The 24,128-nt window shown below is 67.2% G+C and carries 27 protein-coding genes; 14 read left to right on the forward strand and 13 right to left on the reverse strand.

What is annotated here, in order from left to right; all coding sequences use genetic code 11:
- Nucleotides 1-175 precede the first annotated feature (175 nt).
- Nucleotides 176-1,090 (forward strand): acetoacetate decarboxylase, encoded by a 915-nt coding sequence (locus ACJH6I_RS14845; RefSeq protein ID WP_318984912.1) that lies wholly within the window; start codon nucleotides 176-178, stop codon nucleotides 1,088-1,090.
- Between the two features lie 35 nt (nucleotides 1,091-1,125).
- On the opposite strand, the gene ACJH6I_RS14850 is transcribed toward ACJH6I_RS14845, so the two are convergent.
- Nucleotides 1,126-2,103 carry a Dabb family protein gene (locus ACJH6I_RS14850; RefSeq protein ID WP_318984913.1) on the reverse strand — a complete coding sequence of 326 codons (978 nt, stop codon included), beginning with the start codon at nucleotides 2,101-2,103 and terminating at the stop codon, nucleotides 1,126-1,128.
- A 115-nt stretch (nucleotides 2,104-2,218) separates the two neighbouring features.
- Between ACJH6I_RS14850 and ACJH6I_RS14855 the strand changes: the two genes are divergently transcribed.
- Together ACJH6I_RS14855 and ACJH6I_RS14860 are read left to right on the forward strand one after the other, a co-directional pair.
- Nucleotides 2,219-2,446 carry a hypothetical protein gene (locus ACJH6I_RS14855; RefSeq protein WP_318984914.1) on the forward strand — a complete coding sequence of 76 codons (228 nt, stop codon included), beginning with the start codon at nucleotides 2,219-2,221 and terminating at the stop codon, nucleotides 2,444-2,446.
- A 123-nt stretch (nucleotides 2,447-2,569) separates the two neighbouring features.
- Nucleotides 2,570-3,583, forward strand: a complete 1,014-nt coding sequence (locus tag ACJH6I_RS14860; RefSeq protein WP_318984915.1) for an NAD-dependent epimerase/dehydratase family protein — start codon at nucleotides 2,570-2,572, stop codon at nucleotides 3,581-3,583.
- 1 nt (nucleotide 3,584) lies between these two features.
- On the opposite strand, the gene ACJH6I_RS14865 is transcribed toward ACJH6I_RS14860, so the two are convergent.
- From ACJH6I_RS14865 to ACJH6I_RS14875, 3 genes are read right to left on the reverse strand one after another with little or no spacing between them, the layout of a single operon-like run.
- Nucleotides 3,585-4,877, reverse strand: a complete 1,293-nt coding sequence (locus tag ACJH6I_RS14865; RefSeq protein WP_318984916.1) for a ClC family H(+)/Cl(-) exchange transporter — start codon at nucleotides 4,875-4,877, stop codon at nucleotides 3,585-3,587.
- A complete protein-coding gene (locus tag ACJH6I_RS14870; protein ID WP_318984917.1) occupies nucleotides 4,877-6,031 on the reverse strand; it encodes an acyl-CoA dehydrogenase family protein in 1,155 nt (384 codons plus the stop codon). Before ACJH6I_RS14870 ends, ACJH6I_RS14865 begins: the two co-directional genes overlap by 1 nt.
- A 45-nt stretch (nucleotides 6,032-6,076) precedes the next feature.
- Entirely contained in the window at nucleotides 6,077-6,517 is a 441-nt protein-coding gene (locus tag ACJH6I_RS14875) for a three-helix bundle dimerization domain-containing protein (protein WP_318984918.1), read from the reverse strand.
- Between the two features lie 142 nt (nucleotides 6,518-6,659).
- Between ACJH6I_RS14875 and ACJH6I_RS14880 the strand changes: the two genes are divergently transcribed.
- Entirely contained in the window at nucleotides 6,660-6,935 is a 276-nt protein-coding gene (locus tag ACJH6I_RS14880) for a hypothetical protein (RefSeq protein ID WP_318984919.1), read from the forward strand.
- Here ACJH6I_RS14880 and ACJH6I_RS14885 read toward each other — a convergent pair.
- Nucleotides 6,910-8,277 (reverse strand): FAD-linked oxidase C-terminal domain-containing protein, encoded by a 1,368-nt coding sequence (locus tag ACJH6I_RS14885; RefSeq protein ID WP_318984920.1) that lies wholly within the window; start codon nucleotides 8,275-8,277, stop codon nucleotides 6,910-6,912. The two genes, ACJH6I_RS14880 and ACJH6I_RS14885, sit on opposite strands and share 26 nt — an antisense overlap.
- A 510-nt stretch (nucleotides 8,278-8,787) precedes the next feature.
- On the opposite strand from ACJH6I_RS14885, the gene ACJH6I_RS14890 reads away from it, so the two are divergent.
- A complete protein-coding gene (locus ACJH6I_RS14890; RefSeq protein ID WP_318984921.1) occupies nucleotides 8,788-8,925 on the forward strand; it encodes a hypothetical protein in 138 nt (45 codons plus the stop codon).
- Nucleotides 8,926-9,071: 146 nt separating this feature from the next.
- Here ACJH6I_RS14890 and ACJH6I_RS14895 read toward each other — a convergent pair whose 3' ends face one another.
- The 4 genes from ACJH6I_RS14895 to ACJH6I_RS14910 form a co-directional block, all read right to left on the reverse strand.
- Entirely contained in the window at nucleotides 9,072-9,437 is a 366-nt protein-coding gene (locus ACJH6I_RS14895; protein ID WP_318984922.1) for a response regulator, read from the reverse strand.
- Nucleotides 9,438-9,479: 42 nt separating this feature from the next.
- The gene (locus tag ACJH6I_RS14900) at nucleotides 9,480-11,024 is read right to left on the reverse strand and encodes a histidine kinase (RefSeq protein ID WP_318984923.1); all 1,545 of its coding nucleotides are present in this window, start codon (nucleotides 11,022-11,024) and stop codon (nucleotides 9,480-9,482) included.
- Nucleotides 11,025-11,107: 83 nt separating this feature from the next.
- A complete protein-coding gene (locus tag ACJH6I_RS14905; RefSeq protein WP_318984924.1) occupies nucleotides 11,108-11,299 on the reverse strand; it encodes a hypothetical protein in 192 nt (63 codons plus the stop codon).
- Nucleotides 11,300-11,344: 45 nt separating this feature from the next.
- Entirely contained in the window at nucleotides 11,345-11,578 is a 234-nt protein-coding gene (locus tag ACJH6I_RS14910; RefSeq protein WP_318984925.1) for a hypothetical protein, read from the reverse strand.
- 280 nt (nucleotides 11,579-11,858) lie between these two features.
- On the opposite strand from ACJH6I_RS14910, the gene ACJH6I_RS14915 reads away from it, so the two are divergent.
- Complete coding sequence (locus ACJH6I_RS14915) at nucleotides 11,859-12,521, forward strand: response regulator transcription factor (protein ID WP_318984926.1); 663 nt, start codon at nucleotides 11,859-11,861, stop codon at nucleotides 12,519-12,521.
- Here the strand turns inward: ACJH6I_RS14915 and ACJH6I_RS14920 are convergent.
- Complete coding sequence (locus tag ACJH6I_RS14920) at nucleotides 12,499-13,161, reverse strand: DUF1361 domain-containing protein (RefSeq protein ID WP_318984927.1); 663 nt, start codon at nucleotides 13,159-13,161, stop codon at nucleotides 12,499-12,501. The two genes, ACJH6I_RS14915 and ACJH6I_RS14920, sit on opposite strands and share 23 nt — an antisense overlap.
- A gap of 539 nt (nucleotides 13,162-13,700) precedes the next feature.
- Between ACJH6I_RS14920 and ACJH6I_RS14925 the strand changes: the two genes are divergently transcribed.
- From ACJH6I_RS14925 to ACJH6I_RS14940, 4 genes are all read left to right on the forward strand, one after another.
- The gene (locus ACJH6I_RS14925) at nucleotides 13,701-15,503 is read left to right on the forward strand and encodes an N-acetylglutaminylglutamine amidotransferase (protein ID WP_318984928.1); all 1,803 of its coding nucleotides are present in this window, start codon (nucleotides 13,701-13,703) and stop codon (nucleotides 15,501-15,503) included.
- Nucleotides 15,500-17,221, forward strand: a complete 1,722-nt coding sequence (gene ngg / locus ACJH6I_RS14930) for an N-acetylglutaminylglutamine synthetase (RefSeq protein ID WP_212814305.1) — start codon at nucleotides 15,500-15,502, stop codon at nucleotides 17,219-17,221. The genes ACJH6I_RS14925 and ngg overlap by 4 nt, the downstream gene beginning before the upstream one ends.
- Before the next feature lie 11 nt (nucleotides 17,222-17,232).
- Nucleotides 17,233-18,495 carry an osmoprotectant NAGGN system M42 family peptidase gene (locus ACJH6I_RS14935; RefSeq protein ID WP_212814308.1) on the forward strand — a complete coding sequence of 421 codons (1,263 nt, stop codon included), beginning with the start codon at nucleotides 17,233-17,235 and terminating at the stop codon, nucleotides 18,493-18,495.
- A gap of 87 nt (nucleotides 18,496-18,582) precedes the next feature.
- Nucleotides 18,583-18,966, forward strand: a complete 384-nt coding sequence (locus ACJH6I_RS14940) for a hemerythrin domain-containing protein (RefSeq protein ID WP_318984929.1) — start codon at nucleotides 18,583-18,585, stop codon at nucleotides 18,964-18,966.
- On the opposite strand, the gene ACJH6I_RS14945 is transcribed toward ACJH6I_RS14940, so the two are convergent.
- Both ACJH6I_RS14945 and ACJH6I_RS14950 read right to left on the reverse strand, forming a co-directional pair.
- Nucleotides 18,967-19,692 (reverse strand): cutinase family protein, encoded by a 726-nt coding sequence (locus ACJH6I_RS14945; RefSeq protein WP_318984930.1) that lies wholly within the window; start codon nucleotides 19,690-19,692, stop codon nucleotides 18,967-18,969.
- A gap of 133 nt (nucleotides 19,693-19,825) precedes the next feature.
- On the reverse strand, nucleotides 19,826-20,080 hold the full coding sequence (locus tag ACJH6I_RS14950; protein WP_318984931.1) for a hypothetical protein: 255 nt from the start codon (nucleotides 20,078-20,080) through the stop codon (nucleotides 19,826-19,828).
- A gap of 421 nt (nucleotides 20,081-20,501) precedes the next feature.
- On the opposite strand from ACJH6I_RS14950, the gene ACJH6I_RS14955 reads away from it, so the two are divergent.
- Entirely contained in the window at nucleotides 20,502-21,308 is an 807-nt protein-coding gene (locus ACJH6I_RS14955) for a SigB/SigF/SigG family RNA polymerase sigma factor (protein WP_406784276.1), read from the forward strand.
- A gap of 120 nt (nucleotides 21,309-21,428) precedes the next feature.
- On the opposite strand, the gene ACJH6I_RS14960 is transcribed toward ACJH6I_RS14955, so the two are convergent.
- Nucleotides 21,429-21,779, reverse strand: coding sequence for a PE-PGRS family protein (locus tag ACJH6I_RS14960; RefSeq protein WP_212814784.1), 351 nt, complete (start codon nucleotides 21,777-21,779; stop codon nucleotides 21,429-21,431).
- Nucleotides 21,780-22,026: 247 nt separating this feature from the next.
- On the opposite strand from ACJH6I_RS14960, the gene ACJH6I_RS14965 reads away from it, so the two are divergent.
- The 3 genes from ACJH6I_RS14965 to ACJH6I_RS14975 are packed head-to-tail and all read left to right on the forward strand — an operon-like array spanning nucleotide 22,027 to nucleotide 24,122.
- Nucleotides 22,027-23,217, forward strand: a complete 1,191-nt coding sequence (locus tag ACJH6I_RS14965) for a globin domain-containing protein (protein ID WP_406784244.1) — start codon at nucleotides 22,027-22,029, stop codon at nucleotides 23,215-23,217.
- A gap of 11 nt (nucleotides 23,218-23,228) precedes the next feature.
- Entirely contained in the window at nucleotides 23,229-23,648 is a 420-nt protein-coding gene (locus ACJH6I_RS14970; RefSeq protein ID WP_318984934.1) for a hypothetical protein, read from the forward strand.
- Between the two features lie 45 nt (nucleotides 23,649-23,693).
- Nucleotides 23,694-24,122, forward strand: coding sequence for a VOC family protein (locus tag ACJH6I_RS14975; RefSeq protein ID WP_318984935.1), 429 nt, complete (start codon nucleotides 23,694-23,696; stop codon nucleotides 24,120-24,122).
- Nucleotides 24,123-24,128: the final 6 nt, after the last annotated feature.

Consider the following 24,128-nt stretch of genomic DNA (forward strand, 5'->3'; position numbering starts at 1 on the left):
CACGGGGTGGAACTGCTCAACGAGGTGGGACCTGTTCGATAGTTGTCCACTTGCCTACCCCTGACACCTGTTTGGCCACTTATCACAAGTTATTGGCCATCCGACACCTGTGGACCGTGGCCGCCTGCTGTCAGCCTTGAGCTGTCAATCCCTACGAAGGACGAGGTCCATCACCATGGCTACGCAACTCACCGAGGTCGAATTCGCCGGCCAGACCGTCGAGGTGCCGAAGGGCGGTTACTACGACCGCTACCGCTCGAACCCGAATCTGGACGAGGTGGCACAAGACCCCGCGGTAGGCAACATCGACTGGTTCCGGCGCATCCCGAAGGTTCAGGTCGACTCACGGGTGGGGCCGTTGTGGGCGCCGAACTTCTACTACCGTGCCAGCATCGTTCAGGCGAATCTGCTTGCGCCGCTGGACCGTTTGGCCGCGATGCTCCCCGCACCGCTGGAGCCATTGCGCGCCGTGCCCGGTTACGGCATCGCCGCGCTGACGTTCTTCTCGTACGCGGTGTGCGACAACGATCCCTACGATGAGGTGTCCGTTGCCGCCGTCATCCGCAGGCCCGGAGACCACGGCGTGGTGTCCGGCCTGCTGCCCGAACTCGAACTGCTGAATGCCGTGCGGCGCAGGAACTTCTACGCGCACGTGCTGGCGCTACCGGTCACCACCGAGATCGCCCGGGTTCGCGGAGTCAACGGTTACCAGCTGCCGAAGTGGCGCACCGACATCAGCGTCGACATCAGTGACGCCGTGCACGCCGAGATCGACGGGCCCACAGGGAAACCCGATGTGACGCTGCACGCGCCGCTGCCCGAGTTCACCGACGTGCCGTCGCAGTCCCGCATGGGCACCAACACCATGATCCATCTGGTCGACGGCCAGTGGCACCAGACGTCGGTGCAGTCCAACACGCTGTCGTACGCGCAGCGCAGCTTCCCGCGCGACGTGACCATCGCCCGTAACGGCGGCCCGCTCAGCGACCTGCTCGACGGGCTCGGCGCGTCCCGGGTCCTGAGCCTGGACATCGCCAAGGATGCGCAGTTGGTCCTGAACCTGCCGCGGCCGCTGAACGCCTTCGGCTGATCGGGTACTCGTGCCGCATCTCAGCCCGCGGGCCGTCAGAGCACCGGTGACTGCAGTTCACAGAAGCTGTGGCACAACCGATCTCGCACGATCACGTCGGTGGTCTCGGGATCGAACCAGCGATCCACCACGGTCCAGTGGATCGGGTGCATCAGGTACGGCCCCAGGAGACCGTCGACGTCGGTGAACTCCTGCTCGAACACGTGCGTCCACGGGCTGGAGCCCATTGCGGTGTCGACGCGGCTGAGCTGCCACGCCGCAATGGTGGCGACGAACCCCGGCATCGACAACAGTTCGCCTTCGAACCGGGCGACCGTCGCGTCGTCGACTGCCGGATCAACCCGCAGTAGCAGTGTGCGGTAGACGGTGCCCGAGCCGCGTCGTGTGGGTGTGCCGTGGTAGGTCGCGCCGTTGACATGGGTGATAGCCGGGTCGGCCAGGGCCTCATCGAATGTGCTTTGCTCCCAGGACTGCTGATCGTGGAACCGCAAGTGCACCAGGATGTCGCCGCCGTTGCGCGTGCCCGGCAGTGTCGGCGCCACGACATGCGCGAAGGCTCCGCTGCCGTGAGCCGCGACACGCAACGCGTCCAGTACGCGGACGCGGTCGGTCTCGGCGACGTCGACCAGGCGCGTCACGCAGAGCGCCGTTGAACCCGTGGCACCCACCAGCGCGTCATCGGCCGCCAGAACGACGTTGTCGGGCCGGCCGGCCACACTCCGCTCGCGCTCGACGACGAAATCGCTGATGCTGTCCCACCATTCGGCCAGGCTCGGGTCCGAACGGCCGCACCACGTCATCCGCCACCAGGCGGCGGCATCGGGCAGTGTCCAGGTGATGGTGACGGTGTTGGTCCGATCGTCGAACCAGATCGGCGGGCTCACGAGGACGTCCCGCAGCGTCATGCCGCGCGCACGGGCACCGGGCGCGTACCCGGCCAGGTAGGCGTCGAGGAATCGCTGCGCGCATCCGGGCGCGATCACCACGCGGTCGACGATGAACACCTCGTCCATGGCACGAGGCTAGGGTCCGGCGATGGCGCAGGGTGGGCGGGTTCCCGGATATCGGGAGCTTCCTCTGGCGCCGAGGTCTACCGTCTTGGCTAACCACCGACCGGAGGAGACCGCGATGCCACTCAACCCCAAGGATTCGCTCGACGCGGTACGGGACGTCGCCGCGCATTCGGTCGAGAAGGCGTCGGACATCGTCGACAACGCCGCAGACATCATCAGAGGTGATGTCGCAGAAGGGATTTCCGGAATCGTCCAGAACTCCGTCGACATCGGCCGGCACGCGGTCGAGAAGCTCAGGGCGGCCGTCGCCGGCGATGGTGCCGATAGTGACGCCGAAGCGTGATCCGGATTTCCAGCGAATGGCCGCGGGTCGGGGATAGGGTGCGGGCGGCGACGCGGCCCAGCGGCCTGTGCGGGGTCGGCGCCATACCGACAATGGCCGGCGAGCCCCGGGGAAGGACGGACGATGAAGGTTCTGGTGACCGGGGGGACGGGCTTTGTCGGAGCGCATATCGTTGCCGCGCTGATCCGTGACGGACACGACGTGCGGATGCTGGTTCGGCGGGCGGAGCAGGTGCCGATATCACTTGAACCGCTGGGTGTTTCGGTCGACGACATCGTCGTCGGTGATGTGCTGGACCACGAGGTGGTAGCTGCCGGACTCGACGGTGTCGACGCCGTCGTCCACGCGGCCGCCGTGTTCAGTCTCGACGCGCGCCGAGCCGCCGAGATCACCCGGACCAACCTGCGCGCAACGGAATTGGTCGTGGGCGGTGCCGTGGAACGCGGTCTCGACCCCATCGTGCACATTTCGTCGACGGTGGCCCTCACGTGTAGCGACGGCGGCGGACCCGACCTGCCGCTGGGCGACGTCGACCTGCCGTACGCCAAGTCGAAACGTGAGTCAGAGGTACAGATTCGAGCATTCCAGTCGGGCGGGGCTCCCGTGGTGTCGGTGTACCCCGGTGGCGTGTTGGGGCCGCACGATCCGTATCTGGGGACTCAGGTCGAGCTGTTCACCTGGATCGTGAAGGGCTGGCTTCCCGTGTGGCCGAGGGGCGGTGCCCACTACGTCGATGTCCGCGATGTCGCCGATGTCGTTGCCGCATGCATGGTGCGGGGCAACGGACCGCGTCGCTATGTGGTGCCCGGCCATCACCTGACCGGGGACCTGATGCACGGCACGCTGCACAAGATTACCGGACGCTGGCTGCCATTTGTGACGACGCCGTCCATCGTGGCCAAGCCCTTCAGCCGTTTCGTGGAACTGCTCAACAAGGTGCTGCCGGACGACATCCACCTCCCCGCGGACGTCGAGACCGTCGAGGTCGCCGAGCGGGACACCCGCTTCGACACGTCGCCCACCACGGAGGACCTCGGCATCGTCGCGCGGCCGTTCGAGGAAACCGCCCGCGACACCCTGCTGTGGCTCATCGAAATCGGCGCGCTGGCAAGCAGATACGCCGGAAATCTGCGCTGAGCTACGTTTTCGCGGCTGTGGCGGCAGCGGCTGCCCGGTCGGTGAGCAGGTCGTAGATCGGTCGCGAGCCGAGTGCGATGGCGACCAGTAGCGCCGTCGCACAGGCACCGAGCATCGGGGGCAGCTGGTTCGCGCTGCCCGTGAGTTCGGTGGCGAGGATGAGGCCCGTCACCGGCGCCTGGACGGTGGCGGTGAAGAACGCTGCCATGCCGATGAGGGCAAGGGCCGCCGGAGCAGGCGCCGATTGTGGCGCGACATGGGTCGCGATCAGGCCGACGATCAGTCCGACATCGGCGCCGAGGACGAGCATCGGTGCGAACAGGCCGCCCGGTGTACCCGCGGCATACGAGACCACGCCCAGGACGAAACGCAGCACCAGCACCGCCGTGACGGCACCGATGGCGCCGTGGCCCAGCAGCGCTTCCTGGGTGAGGTGGTCGCCGCCACCTGCGAGGTTGGGGGAGTACCAGACCAGCACACCGACGCCGGCGCCGATGAGTGCGGCACGGACCTCGACCGGCCAGCGGCTGGTATCGGCGGTGCGCAGGCCGAACATGATGGCTTTGTTGTAGAGCACCCCCAGGACTCCGGTGAGCACGCCGACGGCCAGTATCCACCCGGAGTCGGCCAGCGCCGGATCGGCCAGGGCCGGCACCTCGAATTCACTGCCCGAGCGGACGAATGGGTAGGCCGCCATGAAGCCGGACGCCGAGGCGACCAGCGTGGCGACGGTGGTGCGCGGGTCGAAGCGCTTGACGAGCTCCTCCAGGACGAACACCCCGCCGGCGATCGGCGCGTTGAACGCGGTCGCCAGGCCGGCGGCCGCACCGGCGGCGGCGAGGATGCGCAGATCAGCTTGGGGACGGCGGGTCGCCGAGGCGACGATGACGGCGATGGAACCGCCCATCTGTACCGACGGCCCTTCGCGGCCGAGGGCGAGGCCCGAGCCGAGGGCCAGCAGTCCACCGACGTACTTGACCGGCAGGATTCGGAACCGGCCCGGTTCGGCGCGGCCGGCGACCACTGCCTCGACGCGCGGAATACCGCTGCCCTCGGCGAACGGTTCGACGCGGCGGACCAGCGACGCCGCCAGCGCGGTGCAGGCGGCACAGATGGCGACGACGACGATTGGGCCCCACCAACTTCCGTGAGACCACTGCGACAGCGAGGCGCGCCACTGTGTCGCGTAATCGAGCAGCACGCGGAAGCTGCCCGCCGCCAGACCGGTCAACGCACCGACGACGGCTGCGGCGAGGACGAACCCGATGACGTTGCCGGCGCGTCCCTTATCCATCAGAGCCCACCGCGGGCGACCAACTGCGCGGCGATGACGTTGCGCTGGATTTCGTTGGTGCCTTCGCCGACGATCATCAGCGGGGCGTCGCGGAAGTAGCGTTCGACGTCGTATTCGGTGGAATAGCCGTAGCCACCGTGGATCCGGACGGCATTGAGCGCGATCTCCATGGCGATCTCGGATGCGAACAGCTTGGCCATGCCCGCTTCCATGTCGCAGCGTTCGCCGCTGTCGTAGCGCTCGGCGGCATACCGCGTCAGCTGGCGCGCCGCGGTGAGTTTGGTGGCCATGTCCGCCAGGTAGGTGCCCACCGACTGGTGCTTCCAGATCGGTTGCCCGAAGCTCTCGCGTTCCTGCGCGTAGTCGAGTGCGTCCTCCAACGCCGCGGTCGCGACGCCGAGCGCACGCGAGGCCACCTGAATCCGGCCTGTCTCAAGGCCTTTCATCATCTGGCCGAAGCCCTTGCCGGGCTCGCCCCCGAGGATCGACGACGCGGGCGTGCGGTAGCCGTCGAACGTCAGCTCGCAGGATTCGACGCCCTTGTAGCCCAGCTTGGGCAGATCGCGTGACACCGTCAGCCCGGGACCGTGTTCGACGAGCACCACCGAAATGCCTTTGTGCCGTGGCTCGGCGGACGGGTCGGTCTTGCACAGCAGTGCGATCAGCCCCGAGCGGCGCGCGTTGCTGATCCACGTCTTGGATCCGTTGATCACCAGGTCGGTGCCGTCCCGGCGGGCAGTGGTCGACATGTTCTGCAGATCCGAGCCGCCGCCCGGTTCGGTCAGCGCCATGGTCGCGCGCAGTTCACCGGTGGCCATGCGCGGCAGGTACGTCTGCTTCTGTTCCTCGGTGCCGAACAGGCCGATCAGCTTGGCCACCACGGTGTGACCGCCCATGGCGCCGGCCAGGCTCATCCACCCGCGTGAGAGTTCCTGCGTCACTTCGACATAACACGGCATCGACACCGGGGAACCGCCGTACTCGTCGGGGATCGCGAGCCCGTAGATGCCGATCTGCTTCATCTGTTCGATCCACGCCTCGGGGTAGGTGTTGGCGTGTTCGACATCGCGCACCGTGGGCTTGACGTCGCGGTCGATGAACGCGCGCACGGTCGCGACGAGCAGGGCCTCTTCGTCGGTCAGGTGAGTGGACACGGGCACTACCTTGCCAGGGCGGTGCCGCTCTCGAAGCAGGTCGGTCTAGGCGAGTTTCCGGTGCGCAGCCTGCTCCACGAAGAGTGGGATGAAGTCCCGCACCGCGTGATCGTGGAAATCGGCGTGTATCCGGCGGACAACGGCCCGCACCGTCCGGGGGTCGATGTTCGGGTAGGTGATGGTCAGTTGCGCCACCAGCGCGTCGATGGCGGCGTATTCGGTGGCCCGCGCCGTGGTGGGATCGACCTCGGCCTCGACGTCGTTCTCGGTTCCGTCGATGCCCTGATGTTCGATCGCGAACGCGTCGTATGCCGCGACGACGCGCTCGGGCGTGGCGTCCGGGTGCTCGCGGGCCAGCGCGTCGAGCGCAATCCAGCAGGTCGGGCCCAGAATCGTGGTGGGTGGCGGCCGGTCTCCCCGCGTGATGGCCGCGGTGAGCAGATCCCGGAAGGTCTGCTCGGCGAGGCTCGTGGGTTCTTCGGACATGCCAGCGACTGTACGGATCGTTGGTTACCGCCAGGCGACGCGCACGTGAGATCGACTTTTCGCCCCACGGGGTGGGACACGTGCCGTCAGCGGCCGGTGATCCCGCACACAATCGGCGGCGCCTGTCAACGAAGGAGCGCGAATGTACCTGCACATCGACCCCACCGGAATCCCGCCAGTCGTCGAGGTGCGTGAACCGGACGACTTCACGGCCTTCAATGTGGTCATCGAGATACCCGAGCACGCCTGGATCGCGCCGGACGTGCTGACCGACCTGGCCGGCCGGGGCGATGACGACCAATGGCGGCAGAACCTGGCCGGCATGCTGGCATACGCCGCGAGCAAGGGCTGGTGCGACGACGCCGGACGGGTCCGGGCCCACGTCGAGGTGACTAGCGCAGCACCGCACCGGGGTTGAGAATACCCTGCGGATCCAGCGCGTCTTTGATGCGCCGGGTCAGGGCCATGGCGTCGTCGCCCAGCTGAGCGGGTAGCCAGTCCCGCTTCAGCCGTCCGACGCCATGTTCGCCGGTGATGGTGCCGCCGAGCCCGATGGCCAGCTCCATGATGCGGGCGAACGCGCGCTGGGCGCGGTCGGTGGCGTCGGGGTCGGTGGGGTCGTACACGATGATCGGATGGGTGTTGCCGTCGCCGGCGTGCGCCACCATGTAGATCTGCACGTCGCAGGTATCGGCGATGTCCTCGACCCCAGTGACCAACGCGGGAAGTTGCGGTATCGGGACGCCCACGTCCTCGAGCAGCAAGCTGCCGAGCTTCTCGACCGCGCCGAACATGCCGCGGCGGGCGGCGGTGAACGCGGCGCCCTCGGCCGGATCATCGGTGGCGAAAACTTCGGTGGCACCGCACTTCTCGCAGTTGCGCACGATCGTCGCCACTTCTTCCGCTGCGGCCCCCGGCGCGTCGGACTGCATCAACAACATCGCCCGGGCAGACCGGTCCAGGCCCATCCGCATGTGGTCCTCGGCGGCGTTGATGCTCGCGTGATCCATGAATTCCAGCATGGCCGGCCGGATTTCACCGGTGATGGCGACCACCGCGTTGGCGGCATCCTCGACGGAGTCGAACAAAGCCACGACGGTCGACGCGGGCGGCTGAGCCGGGATCAACCGCAGCGTCAGCTCGGTGATGACCCCCAGAATGCCCTCGGATCCGATGAACAGTTTCGTCAACGACAGTCCCGCAACGTCTTTCAGTAACGGACCACCCAGCCGCAACGCCGTGCCGTCGGCCAGCACGACCTCCATGCCGAGCACGTAATCACCGGTGACGCCGTACTTCACGCAGCACAGGCCGCCCGCGTTGGTCGCGGCATTGCCGCCGATCGACGAGATGTCGATGGACGACGGGTCCGGCGGGTACCACAGACCGTGTTCGGCAGCCGCGCGCTTGACCTCGGTGTTGGTCAGGCCCGGCTGCACCACGGCTGTCCGGGTGGCCGGATCGATCCGGATGTCCCGCATCCGTTCGGTGCTGAGCACCATGGATCCGTCGACGGCGTCGGCCCCGCCGGACAGGCCCGATCCGGCGCCGCGCGGTACCACGGCGACGCGGTGTTCGGCGGCCCACCGCAGCACCTGCTGCACGTCAGCGGTACCGGCGGGGCGCACCACGGCGACGGGGGTGCCGGCGTTCGGGTCGGCTGCCGAATCTCGGCGGTAGCGCTCGATGATGTCGGGGTCGGTGATCAGCGCGCCGTCGGGCAGGGCATCGGCCAGACGGTTCAGCGCGGCGGCGTGCATCGTCGGACTGTATCGAGATCGCGGCCCTCATGGACCGGACTGGTCCGCTGGGCGGATTTGTCGACGTTGCCTGCGCCGGCACCCCCGCGGGGTCGATCATCGGGTTGCGACCGATGATGTACGCGCGGTCCAACGGGTACACCGCCCCGTCGTCGGCAGTGAGGATGCCGGTGACGGGACCGACCCCGTGCCATGCGGCGAGTGCCCGTCGGCGGCGGGTGCTCGGCCGCCGGTACTGACCGCTGAAGAGGTACGACGTCCCTGACGTCGATCACGGCGGCAATCTGCCGTCGGTTACCGAACTCAGGGACCTCAGACGGCCTCAGCGCGTACCTGGCTTCAACCGCGATGGGCGCGCGGCCCTCGTGGGCGACGTCACGGATCGTCTTCGTGTACCCGCTAGCTGCAAGGGCACAACGGGTGCCTGCGGGAGCGACAAACGTGCAGGTCAGGCCCGACGATGGAAGCACGCCGGAATACCGGCCACCGACCTGAAAGGACGTGCCGACCATGAAGATCGCCGTCAAGCACTTCGCCCCGTGGCTGGCCGCTGTCGCCGCCATCGGAGCGTTGACGCTGGCACCTGTCGCCGGCGCAGACCGCGACGAGGCCAACCAGTCTGCCGGCGCGCTGGATCAGCCTCTCTGATCGCGCGCCCGGCGACCGGCCCGGCTCCACCAGACCAGTGTTTCTGCCTTCCAAGGGTTTTCGATGAGAAGGCGGTATCGAGGGGTGACATTGGCGGGGGCCGGGCCGTTTCGGCTGTGTGGCGCGGCCGGGTGCGGCTCGGGCCGTCAGGCGATGAGGGCGCGGATCGCGTCGCCCGACAGATCGAGTTTCGGCAGAAACCTCGGGGGCGAGTCCGTCAGCTCGGCGACGGGCAGTTCGGTGAAGGTGGAAGTCAGGATGGCCATGACGGTGGCGGTGCCCGCATGGGAATTCAGTTGGGCGACAAGGTCGAATCCGCTCTCCTCGCCCAGGTTCACGTCCACCAGCGCGATGTCCGGCCGCAGCCGTTCGACGGTGTGCATTCCGTCCGAGAGCGACCGCGCCGTACCGACCACGTCGATGCCGCCCTGCTGCAGCAGTGCTGTCGCCGCGGCCAGGTAGTCGGCGTTGTCATCGACGATGACGCATCGCAGAGATCGTCCGTTCGTCATGTACTTCATTGTCGCGCGGGTGATGCAGTCGGGGCATTCCTGCTAGCTGCCATCTGTGCCGACGGCGGTGGCCTCTTTCAGCGGCATCTCCGCCACCAGGGTGGTGCCGGCGCCCACGGTGCTGGACAGGTGGAGCTTGCCGCCGAGTGCGGCCACCCGGTCCTCGAGGCCGACCAGACCGCTGCCGGCGTCGAGGTTCGCACCACCGACCCCGTCATCGGCGACCGAGATGCGCAGCGATGTCGCGTCGGTGTGGACGTTCACGGTGACCACGGATGCCTGCGCGTGCTTTGCGGCGTTGGTGAGGGCTTCGGCGACGGTGTAGTACGCGGCGATCTCGACGGCCTGGGGCAGCCGCGCCGGGACATCGACGTTGACCTCCACGGGCAGCGGTGCGCGCCGGCCAAGATCGCGCAGTGCCGGACGCAGCCCGCCGCGCGACAGGATCGCGGGATGGACCCCGTGCGCGAGCTCGCGCAGCTCGTCGCTCGCGGTACGCAGTCCGTCGCCGATGCCGGCGAGGCGGGACCGCAGTTCGGCGGGATCCGGCGGGATGGCCATCTCGAGGGTGCGCACCTGCAGGGCCAGCGTGACCAGGCGCTGCTGGGCGCCGTCGTGCAGGTCGCGTTCGATGCCGCGCCGGGCGTTGTCGGCGGCGGTGACGATGCGGGCGCGGGACGCGACGAGCTCGGCGCGCGCATGCGCGTTCGCGATGGCCGTGCCGATGAGTTCGGCGAAGTCCTTCAGACAGTCCTCGGTGTCGGCGGGCAGTGCATCCGGACCGGATGTGCCGACAATCATTGCGCCCCAGAGCTGTCCGTCGACGGTGACGGGTACGCCGACGCACGCGTACAGCCCCAGGTCGCGGAGTGTCGAACCACTGGCACCGTCCTGGATGTCCATACGCGCCGGGCGGCCGGTCGAGCGGACCTTGGCGATGACGCCGTCGCCGTCGAGGGGCAACGTGGTCCCGACGGAGACGGCCGTGAGTCCGGGCTCATCGTGTGCCGCAACGAGAGTCGCGGTGCCGCCCGGCTCGAATCGGACAAGCCCGGCGTTGCGGACGTGCAGCACCGCGGCGACTTCGTCGGCAACGCCCGATAGGACGTCGGACGGTGATCTGCCTTCGGCGATCTGCGTCGCGACCCGCCGCAGCGCCCCCTGCTGGTCGGCGAGTTCGCGCACGCGCTCGGTGGCCTCGGTGGCGACCTGCCAGCTCTGGTAGGCGTCGCGGGCGCGGTTACGCAGTTGCCAGCCAAGAACATTCGCGATCCCGGCGATGGGCAGGAACACCGACACGGTGAGAACGTCGATGGGCTTGAGGGGCAAGAGCGGGCCGCCGTCCAGATGCACCCACAGATAGGCGAACGTGCTGGCGACGGTGGTGAGCAGTGACAGGCCCAGGCCCCAGCCCGCGCTCATGACCAGCACGCCGAACATGAAGACGATGGCGTAGGTGCTGTGCGGCGGCGGATCCCGGAGCAGCTGCACCACCCCGACCTCGGCGGCGATCAGTCCCGCCGCGACGAGTAGGCCGATGTACCACGGCGGGGTGGAGACAGCCGGATTCCATCGTGCCGGGTTCATCGGCCGCCTCCCGTCTGGTCGCCTGATCTCGTCACGACCCTAACCGCGGTCAGGACGGCGCAGACGGCGAGTTGGCGGAAGCGTCAGAACGACTGATCGACGTGGCCTGCCGGCGCGTTCGTGTTGTGTTCGCCGTTCACGTACTGGCTGTAGGTGTCGGTGCCGGAGGGAACGGTCGGGTTGGTGTCCGCGGCGGCGACGGGTGCCACCACGAGTGCCCCGCCGACCGCGGCGATGGCCAACCAGACGGTGGCGCGCTTCAGGGAGTTCTTCATGATCGGTGCTCGCTTTCGGTCGGACGGTTAGGGGTCGGGATCGGGTCAGTGGTTGTGGAACAGCAGGAAGCCGTAGTCGCCGCCGAACGGCTGCTGCAACTGGCCGGCTTCCTGGGCTGCCGGGCCCGGGGTCGCCACGATCTGGGCGTTGCCGCTGCTCTGGGTGACGGTGGATCCGGTGGGCAGGGTCGCGGCCGCCGCGGTCGGGGCGGCGACGATGGCCAGGGCCGCAGCGGCGGTCGCGGCCAGCGGGATGATCCGGGTGCGGGTGATATGCATTGTCCTCTACCAGCTTTCGGTGTTCTGAATTCTTCGGTTGGCCGTGTCCGGCTGGTATCCAGATTGCTCCGCGGCATCGCCGGTGTCGTCGATGCCAGCGCCCAAATAGGGGGTAGGGCTAGCTGCAATGCCCGGCCCCGGTCAGCGGGTCCCGGGCCGATTCACCGGACCGCGAGCGACTCGGGACCGGGGCCAGGCAAGATGAACGCAATGAGCGGCACGTCCGGCGTCTGACGGCACGGCGGCCAGGATCGAGACGAACAGGACATACGTGGACGCAGTGGGCGCACGGGAGGGGACACGCGTCGTCGTCGCCGACGACGACGTGCTGCTTCGGGAAGGGGTGGCGAGCCTGCTCAGCGGCGCGGGTTTCACCGTCGTCGGGCAGGCCGGTGACAGCGACGAGCTGCTCGCCTTGGTCCGGGACACCGTCCCCGACCTGGTGGTGACCGATATCCGCATGCCACCGACGCACACGACCGAGGGTCTGGACGCCGCCAAGGTGATCCGCGGCGAGCTGCCGAATGTCGCGATCCTCGTGTTGTCGGCACACGTCGACGTCGAGCATGCGATGGAACTGCTCGGCGGCGGTCAGCGTATCGGCTACCTGCTCAAGAGCCGCGTCATCGATGTGACCGACTTCCTCGAGACGCTGCACCGCATCACGGGCGGCGCATCGGTGGTGGACCCCGCCCTCGTCCAGGAGCTGTTCGCGGCCCAGCGCCGGGAAGACCCGCTGGCGGTGTTGACCGAACGCGAACACGAAGTGCTGGCCCTGATGGCGGAGGGCCGGTCGAACGCCGGCATCGCACATCAGCTCTGGGTGACCGAAGGCACCGTCGAGAAGCACGTGCGCAGCATTCTCAGCAAGCTGAACCTGCCCGACACCGGTGAAGATCACCGCCGGGTGCTGGCGGTCATCACCTTCCTGGACTCGCGCTGACCAGCGGGCGGGATGCGCCGCCCAGCGCCCAGACGGTCACGTAGGCCAATCCGAAGAACGCGGCGACCGCCAGCCCGACCCCGGTGGACTGCACGTACGACAGTGGCGAGCGCACCCACTCGAACGTGGCCGCCACGACCGCGTGGGGCCGGGTGACCAGGTCCCAGGAGTTCCAGCGCTGAAACCGGCCGATCACGACGCCGATCGCACAGAGACCCACGGACGTCACCACGGTCAGCCAGCCCCAGATAGGTCCGAACTCGCGATCGATCCTCTTGTGCACCAGCAACAGGGACACGGTGCCCAGCAGGATGCCGGTCCACGCCGCGAACCCGTACTGCAGGACGTGGCGCCACAGCTCGTCCCGTTCACCCAGGTGGACCAGGTCGGTGACCAGGTATGGCGCGTTCGGCAGGAACGCGAGCCAGCCCAGCCCCAGCGGAAGCAGCCAGCGGCGCCGCGTCACCGCGGCAAACGCGGCCGCGAACAGCACCGGGATCCAGGCCAGGAACATGTTCCACACCAGGAACCGGGTCGGGTAGGACAGCGGCGCCTCGGGATCGGTGATCCCGAGGACCAGCGTCAGGGCGGTCGTGGCGAGCAGGGCGGCGACCAGCAGGTACCCGCGGAAATCGATCACCTGACCAGTGTGCCTGCGATTTTCCCCAATTTGCGGCTCGGAGGTTTCGGCCGGCCCGTGCCCGGGTATGTGAAGCCGAGGGCAGCGCCTGCCCTGAGCTGATCGAGCGGAGCCATGGAGGGGAGCAGTCCTTGACGGACGCGAGCGACAACTCAATACGGTCGATTCGACGCGTGGCGGCGATCGGTACAGAGGCGCCGACGGCAGCGGACGCAATTGCGTGGTCCGCGCGCGTATCCCACTGTCCAACGGGGTAGTGGCACAGACATTTTGACGAGGTTAGTCGGCTACCGCGCAAGGCGGTAGCCGGCTAACCGGACCCTGCATCCCGAAATCGATTGGAAATCAACAGGAAACGCCAGATGACGCTGCGGGAGCGCAGTCAGCGGCACGGGCACTTTCGTGGCCGTAAATCGGATCGCTGAGAGCTTCGCGAGCAAACATATTGCAGCAGAACAAATTTGAATCATCCGCACGTCGACGGTGCACATCGGGTACGGTGGAGCCGGAGACGTCCACCAAGGGAGCTGACTTCCACCATGTGCGGCATTGCCGGCGAAATCGCCTGGGGCCGTGGTGCTGATCTGGCGGCGGTTGCTGCCATGACCGACCGCATGGCACCGCGGGGCCCGGACAGTAGCGGACTATGGGTGCGGGACGGGGTGGCGTTGGGTCACCGGCGTCTGGCCATCATCGATCTGTCCAGTCACGGACACCAGCCCATGCACGATCCGGAGCTCGGCCTCACCGTCGTCTTCAATGGGTGCATCTACAACTATCCCCAACTGCGCCAAGAACTTTCGAGCAAGGGATACCGCTTCTTCTCGCACAGCGACACCGAGGTGGTGCTGAAGGGGTACCAGGAGTGGGGTGAACGCGTCGTCGAGCACCTGTACGGGATGTTCGCCTTCGCGGTCGCGGAGATCGAATCGGGCCGGGTGCTGTTGGCGCGTGACCGCCTCGGCGTCAAGCCCTTGTACTGGTGTGAAGCCGACGGGGGAGCGCTGCGTTTCGCGTCGTCACTCCCGGCGCTGGTGGCTGCCGGCGGTGTCGATACCGAACTCGATCCTGTTGCGCTGCAACACTATCTGAGCTTTCACTCGGTCGTGCCCGCCCCGCGCACCATCCTGCGTGGTGTGCAGAAGCTGCCGCCGGGCACCGTCATGCGCATCGAACGGGACGGCAAGCGCACGGAAACGACGTACTGGGAACCGGTTTTCGAGCGGTCGCTCGAGCGGGCCGACTGGACCGAGAACGACTGGCGGGACGCGGTGCTGGCGGCACTGCGCACCGCGGTCGAGCGCCGCCTGGTCGCGGACGTGCCGGTGGGCTGCCTGCTGTCCGGTGGCCTGGACTCCAGCTTGATCGTCGGTCTGCTCGCCGAAGCCGGCCAGCACGGCCTGGCCACCTTCTCCATCGGATTCGAATCCGCCGGTGGCGAGGAGGGCGACGAGTTCAAGTACTCGGACATCATCGCCCGCCAGTTCGACACCGACCACCACCAGATCCGTATCGACTCCTCGCGCATGCTGCCTGCGCTCTCCGGTGCCATCGAAGCCATGAGCGAGCCCATGATGAGCCACGACTGCGTGGCGTTCTACCTGCTGTCGCAGGAGGTCAGCCAGCATGTGAAGGTCGTGCAGTCCGGACAGGGCGCCGACGAGATCTTCGCCGGCTATCACTGGTACCCGCCGATGGCGCGGGCCGTCGACAACGATCCGGCCGACGCGCAGCGGCACTACCGCGCGGCGTTCTTCGACCGCAGCCACGACGCGGTCAACCGCCTGCTGCAACCGCAATGGCGGCTCGAGCACGATTCCGCGGGCGCTTTCGCGCTGCAGAACTTCAGCCATCCCGGCGCGGCCACCGCGACCGATCGGGCATTGCGCCTCGATACCACCGTCATGCTCGTCGACGACCCGGTCAAACGCGTCGACAACATGACCATGGCGTGGGGGCTGGAGGGCCGCGTGCCCTTCCTCGACCACGAGCTGGTCGAGCTCGCGGCGACGTGCCCGCCGGAACTCAAGACCGCCCAGGACGGTAAAGGCGTCCTGAAAGACGCTGCGCGCAAGGTCATCCCGGCCGACGTCATCGACCGGCCCAAGGGCTATTTCCCCGTGCCCGCGCTCAAGCATCTCGCCGGTCCCTACCTCGACCTGGTCCGCGACGCGCTGCACAGCCAGGCCGCGCGTGACCGTGGTCTGTTCGCTCCCGACGCGGTCGCCGGGATGCTCGACGATCCCAACGGCAATCTCACCCCGTTGCGGGGGAACCCGTTGTGGCAGATCGGATTGCTGGAACTCTGGCTAGCCAACCACGTCGACGGAGCAGGCCGATGACGACAACGGAAACCACCGACAGGGCCGAGGGTGTCATACAGGACATGGGTTGGGGGCGGCTGGTTTTCGGTCAGACCTTCCACGACCCCGACGCGTTCGGCACCGCGCTGCGGGAAGAGGGCAGCGGGCGCCGTGACATCGGGATGTACCTCGACGCGCCGCATGTCTTCGTGGCACTGCACTCCCACGAATTCTTCATCGACCCCAGTTTCACCTACCGCCTCGACCTGACGAAGCCCATGCAGTACCGGCCGCCCGACGTACCGGGACTGACCGTGCGCCAGGTGAATTCGCTCGAGGACTGCGTGGCGATCAACCACATCTACGTGCGGTGCCACATGGTGCCGGCCGACAGTGACCTCATGTGGACCAACAGCCAGACCGCACCGCAGGTGGTGTACCTGGTCGCCGTCGACGACGCGACCGGACAGGTCGTCGGCACGGTCACCGGCATCGACCACCGCCAGCTGTTCGGAGATCCGGAGAACGGCTCCAGCCTGTGGTGCCTCGCGGTGGATCCGGCCGTGACCCGGCCCGGCACCGGCGGCCTGCTGGTGCGCTCGTTGATCGAGGAGTTCGTCCGGCGGGGACGGGCACAGATGGATCTCTCGGTGCTGCACGACAACGACGGTGCCATCGCGCTGTATGAGCGCATCGGCTTCGCCCGTGTCCCCGCCGTGCTCGGAATCAAACGCAAGAACGCCATCAACGAAGCGCTGTTCGCCCCGGTGAAGCCGGAAGAGGAACTGGCCCAGCTGAATCCGTATGCGCGCATCATCGCCGACGAGGCGATCCTGCGCGGCATCGCGGTGGACGTGCTCGACGCGCAGGCAGGTTACCTCCGGCTGACCCATGGCGGGACGAGCATCGTCACCCGCGAATCGTTGTCCGAGCTGACCAGCGCAGTGGCGATGAGCCGGTGTGACGACAAACGCATCGCCCGATCCGTCGTCGCCGAGGCCGGCATCCGCATACCGGAAGGCTGCACTGCGACATTCACCGACGAGGACTGCCGCTTCCTGGAGAAGGTGGGCAGCGCTGTCGTCAAGCCCGCCCGCGGAGAACAGGGCGCGGGCATCACCGTCGGGGTCACCACACCCGACGAACTCAACCGGGCCATCGGGCTCGCCGTGCAGCACTGCCCCGACGTTCTCATCGAAGAGCGTTGTGAGGGTGAGGATTTGCGCATCATCGTCATCGACGGCAAGGTGATCGCCGCCGCCCTCCGCCGGCCACCCGAGGTGATCGGCACCGGCACCCACACCATCCGCCAGCTGATCGAAGCGCAGAGCCGGCGCCGGTCGGTGGCCACGCACGGGGAGTCGGTGATCCCGCTGGACAGCGTCACCGATGACACCGTGCACAAGGCGGGCTGGCAGCTGGACGATGTGCTGCCCGCCAACGAACGCCTCATCGTGCGGCACACCGCGAACCTGCACACCGGTGGAACCATTCATGACGTCACCGACGAACTCAACCCCATGCTGGCGAAAGTGGCGGTCGACGCGGCCGCTGCGATCGAGATTCCGGTGACCGGGATCGATCTGATCGTGCCGTCGGTGAGCGGCGAGGAGTACGTCTTCATCGAAGCCAACGAGCGGCCCGGCCTGGCCAATCACGAGCCGCGGCCGACCGCACAGGCGTTCATCGATCTGCTGTTCCCGCGAACCGCAGCGACGCCCTGGGCCTGGCATCCCGACCCGATCGAGCAACACTGACATTTGGAGAGATGATGGCTGAGCCCGACGATGCCGAGAACGTACGGATGTCGCCGGACGACCGGGGCTGGATGGTCGACACCCTGTTGGCGCTGCTGCAGACGCCGAGCCCCTCGGGTCGCACCGATGCCGTGATGCAACTGATCGGCCAGACCCTGACGAAACTCGGCGTGCCGTTCACGCTGACCCGGCGCGGTGCACTCATCGCCGAACTGCCGGGGCGGTCGCAGACCACCGACCGCGCCATCGTGGTGCACGCCGACACCATCGGCTGCATGGTGCGCGAACTCAAGGACAACGGCCGGCTGGCGCTCGTGCCCGTCGGCACCTTCTCGGCGCGGTTCGCGACCGGCGCCCGGGTCCGCATCCTGCCCGACGACAATGACCAGTTCTTCACCGGAACCGTGATGCCGCTCAAGGCGAGTGGTCACGCGTTCGGCGATGAGATCGATACGCAGCCGACCAGCTGGGACGACGTCGAGGTCCGCGTCGACCGCAGCGTGTCATCGCGCGCGGATCTCGAAAAGCTCGGCCTCAACGTCGGCGATTTCGTCGCGCTGGTCGCCAGCCCCGAGCTGACGGAGGACGGCTTCGTCGTCTCCCGCCACCTCGACGGCAAGGCCGGTGTGGCCATCGCATTGACGCTGGCCAAGGTCGTCGCCGAGGGGAACATCGTGCTGCCGCACCGGACCACGCTCATGGTGACGATCACCGAGGAGGTCGGCCACGGCGCCAGTCACGGCCTGCCGCCCGATGTCGCGGAGCTGGTGTCGGTCGACAACGCCGTGTGCGCGCCCGGCCAGCAGTCCCTCGAGCACGGCGTCACCATCCCGATGGCCGACATGCACGGGCCGTTCGACTATTACCTGACCCGCAAGCTGTGCAAGCTGGCGCAGGAAAAGGGAATCACCTACGCCCGCGACATCTTTCGGTATTACCGGTCGGACGTGGCGGCGGCGATCGAGGCCGGCGCGGCCACGCGCGCCGCGCTCGTCGGATTCGGGCTCGACGGCAGTCACGGCTGGGAGCGCACGCACCTCGATTCGCTCGAAGCGACCTATCTGCTGCTGTACAGCTGGCTCCGGACACCGCTGACGTTCGCGATGTGGGACGCGCAGCCGTTCGGCGATCTGGAAGATTTCCCCGCCGAGCAGGCCGCAGCGAGCGAGCAGTGGGTGCCGTTGTCACGCGGCGACTTCCACGACCCGGGCGCGGCGTCACAGGGGCACCACTGGCCACCCGAGGAGGGCAGCGCCGACGTCTCGCAGCATTGATTCAGGCGCAATTGGTGGGTTTACTTCGCCGCGAATTGGGTAGCAGAAGCTGGAACACCGGCCGGAACGACCTTGGAGGGGATTTTCATGACACCTGCATCGACGACTGCCACCGATGCCGTCATCGACTACGTCAAGGCCCGGCACCTCATGGCACGCGAGCTGTTCAGCAAGACGTTGCACGCGGCCGACACCGCTGCGCGCCGGCGGCACTTCGCGGAGCTGCGCGCGGCGCTCACCGCGCAGGAAGTGAGCGAGGAACTACTGGTTCACCCGAGGGTGCGGCGCGGGCTGGTGGTCGAGTCGTTGCGCGGCGAGACGGACGACACCAAGCAGCGGCTGGACCGCATGGCCCGGCTGGACCCGGCCTCGGCAGAATTCGAGAGCGCCCTGACCGACTTACAACAGGCCGCAGAAGACCACACGCAGCGCGTCGAAGCCGAGGAGTTTCCGCTGCTGACCGGCCGCTGATCAGCGCGGCGCGGCCTGCTCGACGCGGGGTTGTGCAGGGGAGCGGCCGAGCTTGTTCATGACGAATTGTGCTGCCTGGTCGGCCATTCCGTTGTCGGAGTACGCCACATGGGCGGCATTGTCGCCGCCGCCCGTCGAGCACACCGGGTCATCGGCGATGCACAGGTCGAGGGTCTTAGACACATAACGCGAGCCGACCGTGATCGGAGGCGCGCCCGTGTAGACCATCTGCAGGAAACCGGACGAGGGCTTGCCGAACAGTACGACCGCGGCAACATGGTCTGCCACGAATGCCGGCATCGGTCCCGTGATGCCCATCGGCAGGGTGACGCCGGCGGGGACGGCGTCCTCGGTGATGTACGCGGCCACCGCCGCGCCCTGGGAATACCCGCCCAGCACGATCTTGGTGGTGGGACAGACTGATGCTGTGCTCTGGACCCTGTTCGTCGCGTCGACGACCCCGTCCGCGGCGGTCGCGAAATCGAGCGACGCCGGGTAGTCCACGGGGGCCACATCGACGGTCCGGCCCGCAGCCCGTGCGGTCAGTGCGTCGACGAAGGCCTGACCGGCCTTGCCCACGCCCGGTGGTTCCATCGTGCCCCGCGCGAAAATCACTTGAATATCGGGGCAGGGTTGCGCAGGCGCTGGAACGCTCCCGGCCGGTACGGCCAGCAACAGGGAGGTCAGCGGCACCGCCGCGGCGATACAACACGTGATGGTCTTCATGACTGAACCCACCGATCTTCGGCTCACCGGTCGGATCGCTCCATTGCGGTCGACGAATACGGCCCGTTTACCCCGGGAACCGTCGGTCTAAACCATCAGTGGCGTCACTCGTCCGGGCTGGGCCGGGAGACCGCTATCCGAATTGCCAGCGGTCGGTGTTCGCCGCCGGCCGGGCCGAGTGTTCGCCGGCCTGCGCGCAATGGTCGCAGCAATACTGGCGGCCGTCGAGTCGCAACCCGTGGCCCAGTATTCGGCATCCGCAGTGGCGGCACATCGGGGCCACCATCGTGGCCATACATTCGATGCAGTCGAAGCTCGCGCTGCGTCCGTTCCAATTGACCGTGAACGACTCGTCGCAATCCGTTCCGCAGGTAATACACACCGCCATCGAAAAGAGCCGTTCCTGTTGGGGTTTTCAAGTGCTGCTCACGCCGACGGGGTGCATACCCTGGGCCATTCTCGGCCAAACCTGTTCTCGCAGAAATGTTTTTTGCCGCCTGACCAGCTGTGATGGCCGGTCGGCGCAGCGTCGCGGTGGTGCCCCGATGCGTTCGGCGGTAAGGTCGGGTACAGCGTCAAGATGGCGCAGTTGCTTAGACCGAAGCGACAGCAGCTGAGAGCTACCTGTCCGGTATGCAGCCGCGGTCCAGATGAGGGCACGGCTGTGCTGGGTGCCGTAGGTGGCGATCGGCGACGGCAGATTGCCGGTCCACCTCACTGGTGGAAACAACACGCATGCCACGGCGCCGAGTCGATACTCAGGGAGCCGAATCTCCCGATGCGTGTTGTGGGCCTGGGGAAGGCACGTCATGTCAACTTCGTTGCTGGAGAAGCGTTTACCTGAAGGAGACCGCTACGCCGACGAGTATGCGGACGTACCGGGATTGGTGGCGGAGCTACGCACCCTTCCGGCCGAATCCGACGAATTCGCTCGGCAACGCGAACAAATCGTGTTGCGGTGCTGCCCGTTGGCGGACCGGCTGGCCCGCCATTTCGACGGCAGGGGAGAGAACCTCGACGACCTGGTCCAAGTTGCGCGACTCGGACTGATCCAAGCGATCAACCGCTTCGATCCGGACAACGGTGCCGGGTTCGTGGCGTTCGCCGTCCCGACCATCATGGGGGAGTTGCGCCGCCATTTCCGTGACTACGGCTGGAAAGTCCACGTCCCGAGGAGCATTCGAGACATCCGCCAGCAAATCAAGGGCGTGACAACGGAATTGACGCAGCGGTTGGGGCGCACGCCGACAATCAGCGAACTGGCGGAGGCATTGTCCGTTGCGCCGGAACAGATCACGGAAAGCCTCCTGGCGGCCAATGCTTATCAACCGCAATCACTCGACACGCCCGTCGTCGACAACGAGGACAATCCACAATCGCTGTCCGATCTGCTCGGTGACGTCGACGAAGGTTTCGAGCGCATCACCGACCGCGAATCGGTCAAACCGGTGCTGCAGTCCCTGCCGGTGCGTGAACAGCGGATTCTCTACCTGAGGTTCTTCAAATCCAAGACCCAGCGCCAGATCGCAGAGACGATCGGCGTCTCGCAGATGCACGTCTCGCGCATCCTGGAGCGGACGCTGCGGGACATTCGCATGCAGGTCGCGCAGACCTGACGGCGACCGTGGCCGCCCAATCGCTCAACCACTCGACGCGCTGATGCACCAAGGGCTTTCGCCCGAGAGCACCAGCGTCGTCGAGCGTCTGTTGGTCGCGGAAACCGGGCTCACCGACGATTAGCCGTGCCCGCCGCCGCAGCCCACTCCGGGAATGCAGCCGCTACCACCGGGGACTCCGCCCGGACCGGCATTCGTGCCGCCGGAACCGCACGCCGTGCCCCATTGGGTCGGTACGCAGCCGGCACCTCCCGGGCCGCCTCCGGGACCACCATTCACGCCACCGGAACCACACTGGCCGTTGACACAACCGCCACCGCCCGGGCCGGGGCCGGGATCATCGACGGGCTGCAGCGGGTAGCTGGTCAGCACGGGGTGGGCGCCGACGGTGCTCGGCACGATATCGGCTGACACGAACGAGGCGGCCACGCCGGCCGCTGCGAACGCTCCGGCCGCCAACAGGGGAATCATTTTGTCAGTGAACATATCTCGTTCATTGCCGTCTGACGGTGGAGTCAAACCTCTGGCTGCCGGATTCGCGGGATCGGTCGTCCCGGCTGCGGACAGGTGGTTACTACATGGTGTCGTAGGTCACGCGGCGTAATACTTGCATCGATCATGCTTATTTAAATAGCCTGCTGGCAGGCGGCGGACCGGCATCGACGAATCTCGATCCGGGTGGCGCCGACACATTCACGACGAAGTGAGAGGTTCTGCCATGTTGTCCACGTCCACGTTGTCGCCGGCCCACGCCGAGGTTGTCAAAGCCACGTTGCCTGTGGTCGGCGGTGCGATCGGCGAGATCACCCCGGTCTTCTACCGTCGCCTGTTCGCGGCGCATCCGGAGTTGGAGCGCGACCTGTTCAACCGCGGCAATCAGGCGAACGGGTCGCAGCAGAAGGCATTGGCGGGGTCCGTCGCGATGTACGCCACGCTGCTCGTGGACCCTGACGCCCCCGGGGCGGACGTCATCGAGCGCATCGCACACAAGCACGCGTCCCTCGGCGTGGCGCCGGACCAGTACCCGGTGGTCTATGAACACCTGTTCGCGGCGATCGTCGAGGTGCTCGGTGCCGATGTCGTCACTGCCGATGTCGCCGAGGCGTGGACGGCGGTCTACTGGTCGATGGCGGACCTGCTGATCGGCCGTGAACGGGAGTTGTACGAGGCGGCCGGCACCAGTCCGGAACACGTCTGGATGCCGGTTCGGGTGGTCGAACGGGTGCAGCAGTCGCCACTCACCGTGGCCTTCGGACTGGCTGCCGCCGATGGTGTCAAGTTGCCCGATTTCGCTCCGGGACAGTACGTTTCGGTGGCGGTGCAGCTGCCCGACGGCGCGCGCCAGATTCGTCAGTACAGCCTGTCGCACGCCGGTGCCGAGGATCGGTGGCGCATCTCGGTGCGCCGCGACGGCGCAGTGTCGTCGCACCTGCACGAGTACGTTTTCGAAGGTGACGTGCTGCAGGTGTCGCACCCCTTCGGTGACATCACGCTGGACAGTCCGGCCGAGACGCCGCTGTTGCTGATCTCGGCGGGCATCGGGATCACGCCGGTGCTGGGGATGCTGTATTTCATCGCGGCCGAGCAGCCGCAACGGCCCGTGACCGTCGTGCACTGCGACCGCACCCGCGCCAGTCACGCCCACCGTGCGGAACTGGCCGATCTGGTCGCGCGGATTCCCGGCGCTGCACTGCACACCTGGTACGACGGGCTGCCCGACGGCTATCCGCTCACCGAACCGGACCGGCATGGCCGAATCGACTTGAGCGCCATCGCATTTCCGCCGGATGTCAACGTCTACATCTGCGGTCCGGCGCCCTTCATGGCAGAGGTGGTCCGGCAGCTCGGGACCGCCGGTGTGGCGCGTGACCGCATCTGGTTCGAAGCGTTCAGCCCGCTGGCCGTCTAACCTCGCCGCTGATGAGTACACCGACTGCGATCCAGGTCGCCATCACCTTCGTCTGGTTGGGGATGGTGCTCGCCATCTCCTTCCTGGAGGCGCCGCTCAAATTCCGCGCGCCGAACGTCACCCTTCCGATCGGTCTCGGCATCGGGCGCCTGGTGTTCCGCGCGCTGAACACCGTCGAGCTGGTGTTCGCCGCGGCAATCGTGCTCGCAGCCTTGATGAATCGGCCGTCGGTCACCGTCATGGTCGCGCTCGCCGTGGCCGTGGGGGCATTGGTCGTGCAGCTGGTCGCTGTCCGGCCCGGGCTCAATCGCCGGTCGGACGAGGTGCTCGCCGGCCGCGAAGGTCCGCGCTCCCGCGGTCACTACGCCTATGTCGCGCTCGAGATGATCAAGGTCATCGCGCTCCTGGTCGCCGGTGCGGGTTTGCTCTAGTCGCGCCGCGTGAGCAGTGTCGGTGGGCCTACGTAGCCTGGGGCCATGAAGCAGCAAGTGCACTTCTTCACCCTGGCCACGGTCGATCTCGACGCCACCCGGCAGTTCTACGGCGCGCTCGGGTGGACCCCGGCGCTCGATGTGCCGGGGGAGATCATCTTCTACCAGACGGCGCCGGGCCAGCTGCTCGGATTCTTCCTCGCGGAGAAGTTCAATGCCGACCTCGCGCAGGCTGCCGACCATTCGCAGGTCAGCGGAATCACGTTGGCGCACAACGTCGACAGCCCGGACGCAGTCGTCGAGCTGGCGAACGCCATGACCGCCGCGGGCGGCACCACACTCAAGCCGCCGCAACCCGGTCAGTTCGGTGGCGTGTTCCACACGCACGTCCAGGATCCGAACGGCGTGATCTGGGAGATCGCGCACAACCCGAACTGGCGCATCAACCCGGACGGCACCGTCAGCCTGGGGTAGAAGCCG

Source organism: Mycobacterium sp. SMC-13 (genome assembly GCF_045311035.1).
Lineage (GTDB): Bacteria > Actinomycetota > Actinomycetes > Mycobacteriales > Mycobacteriaceae > Mycobacterium.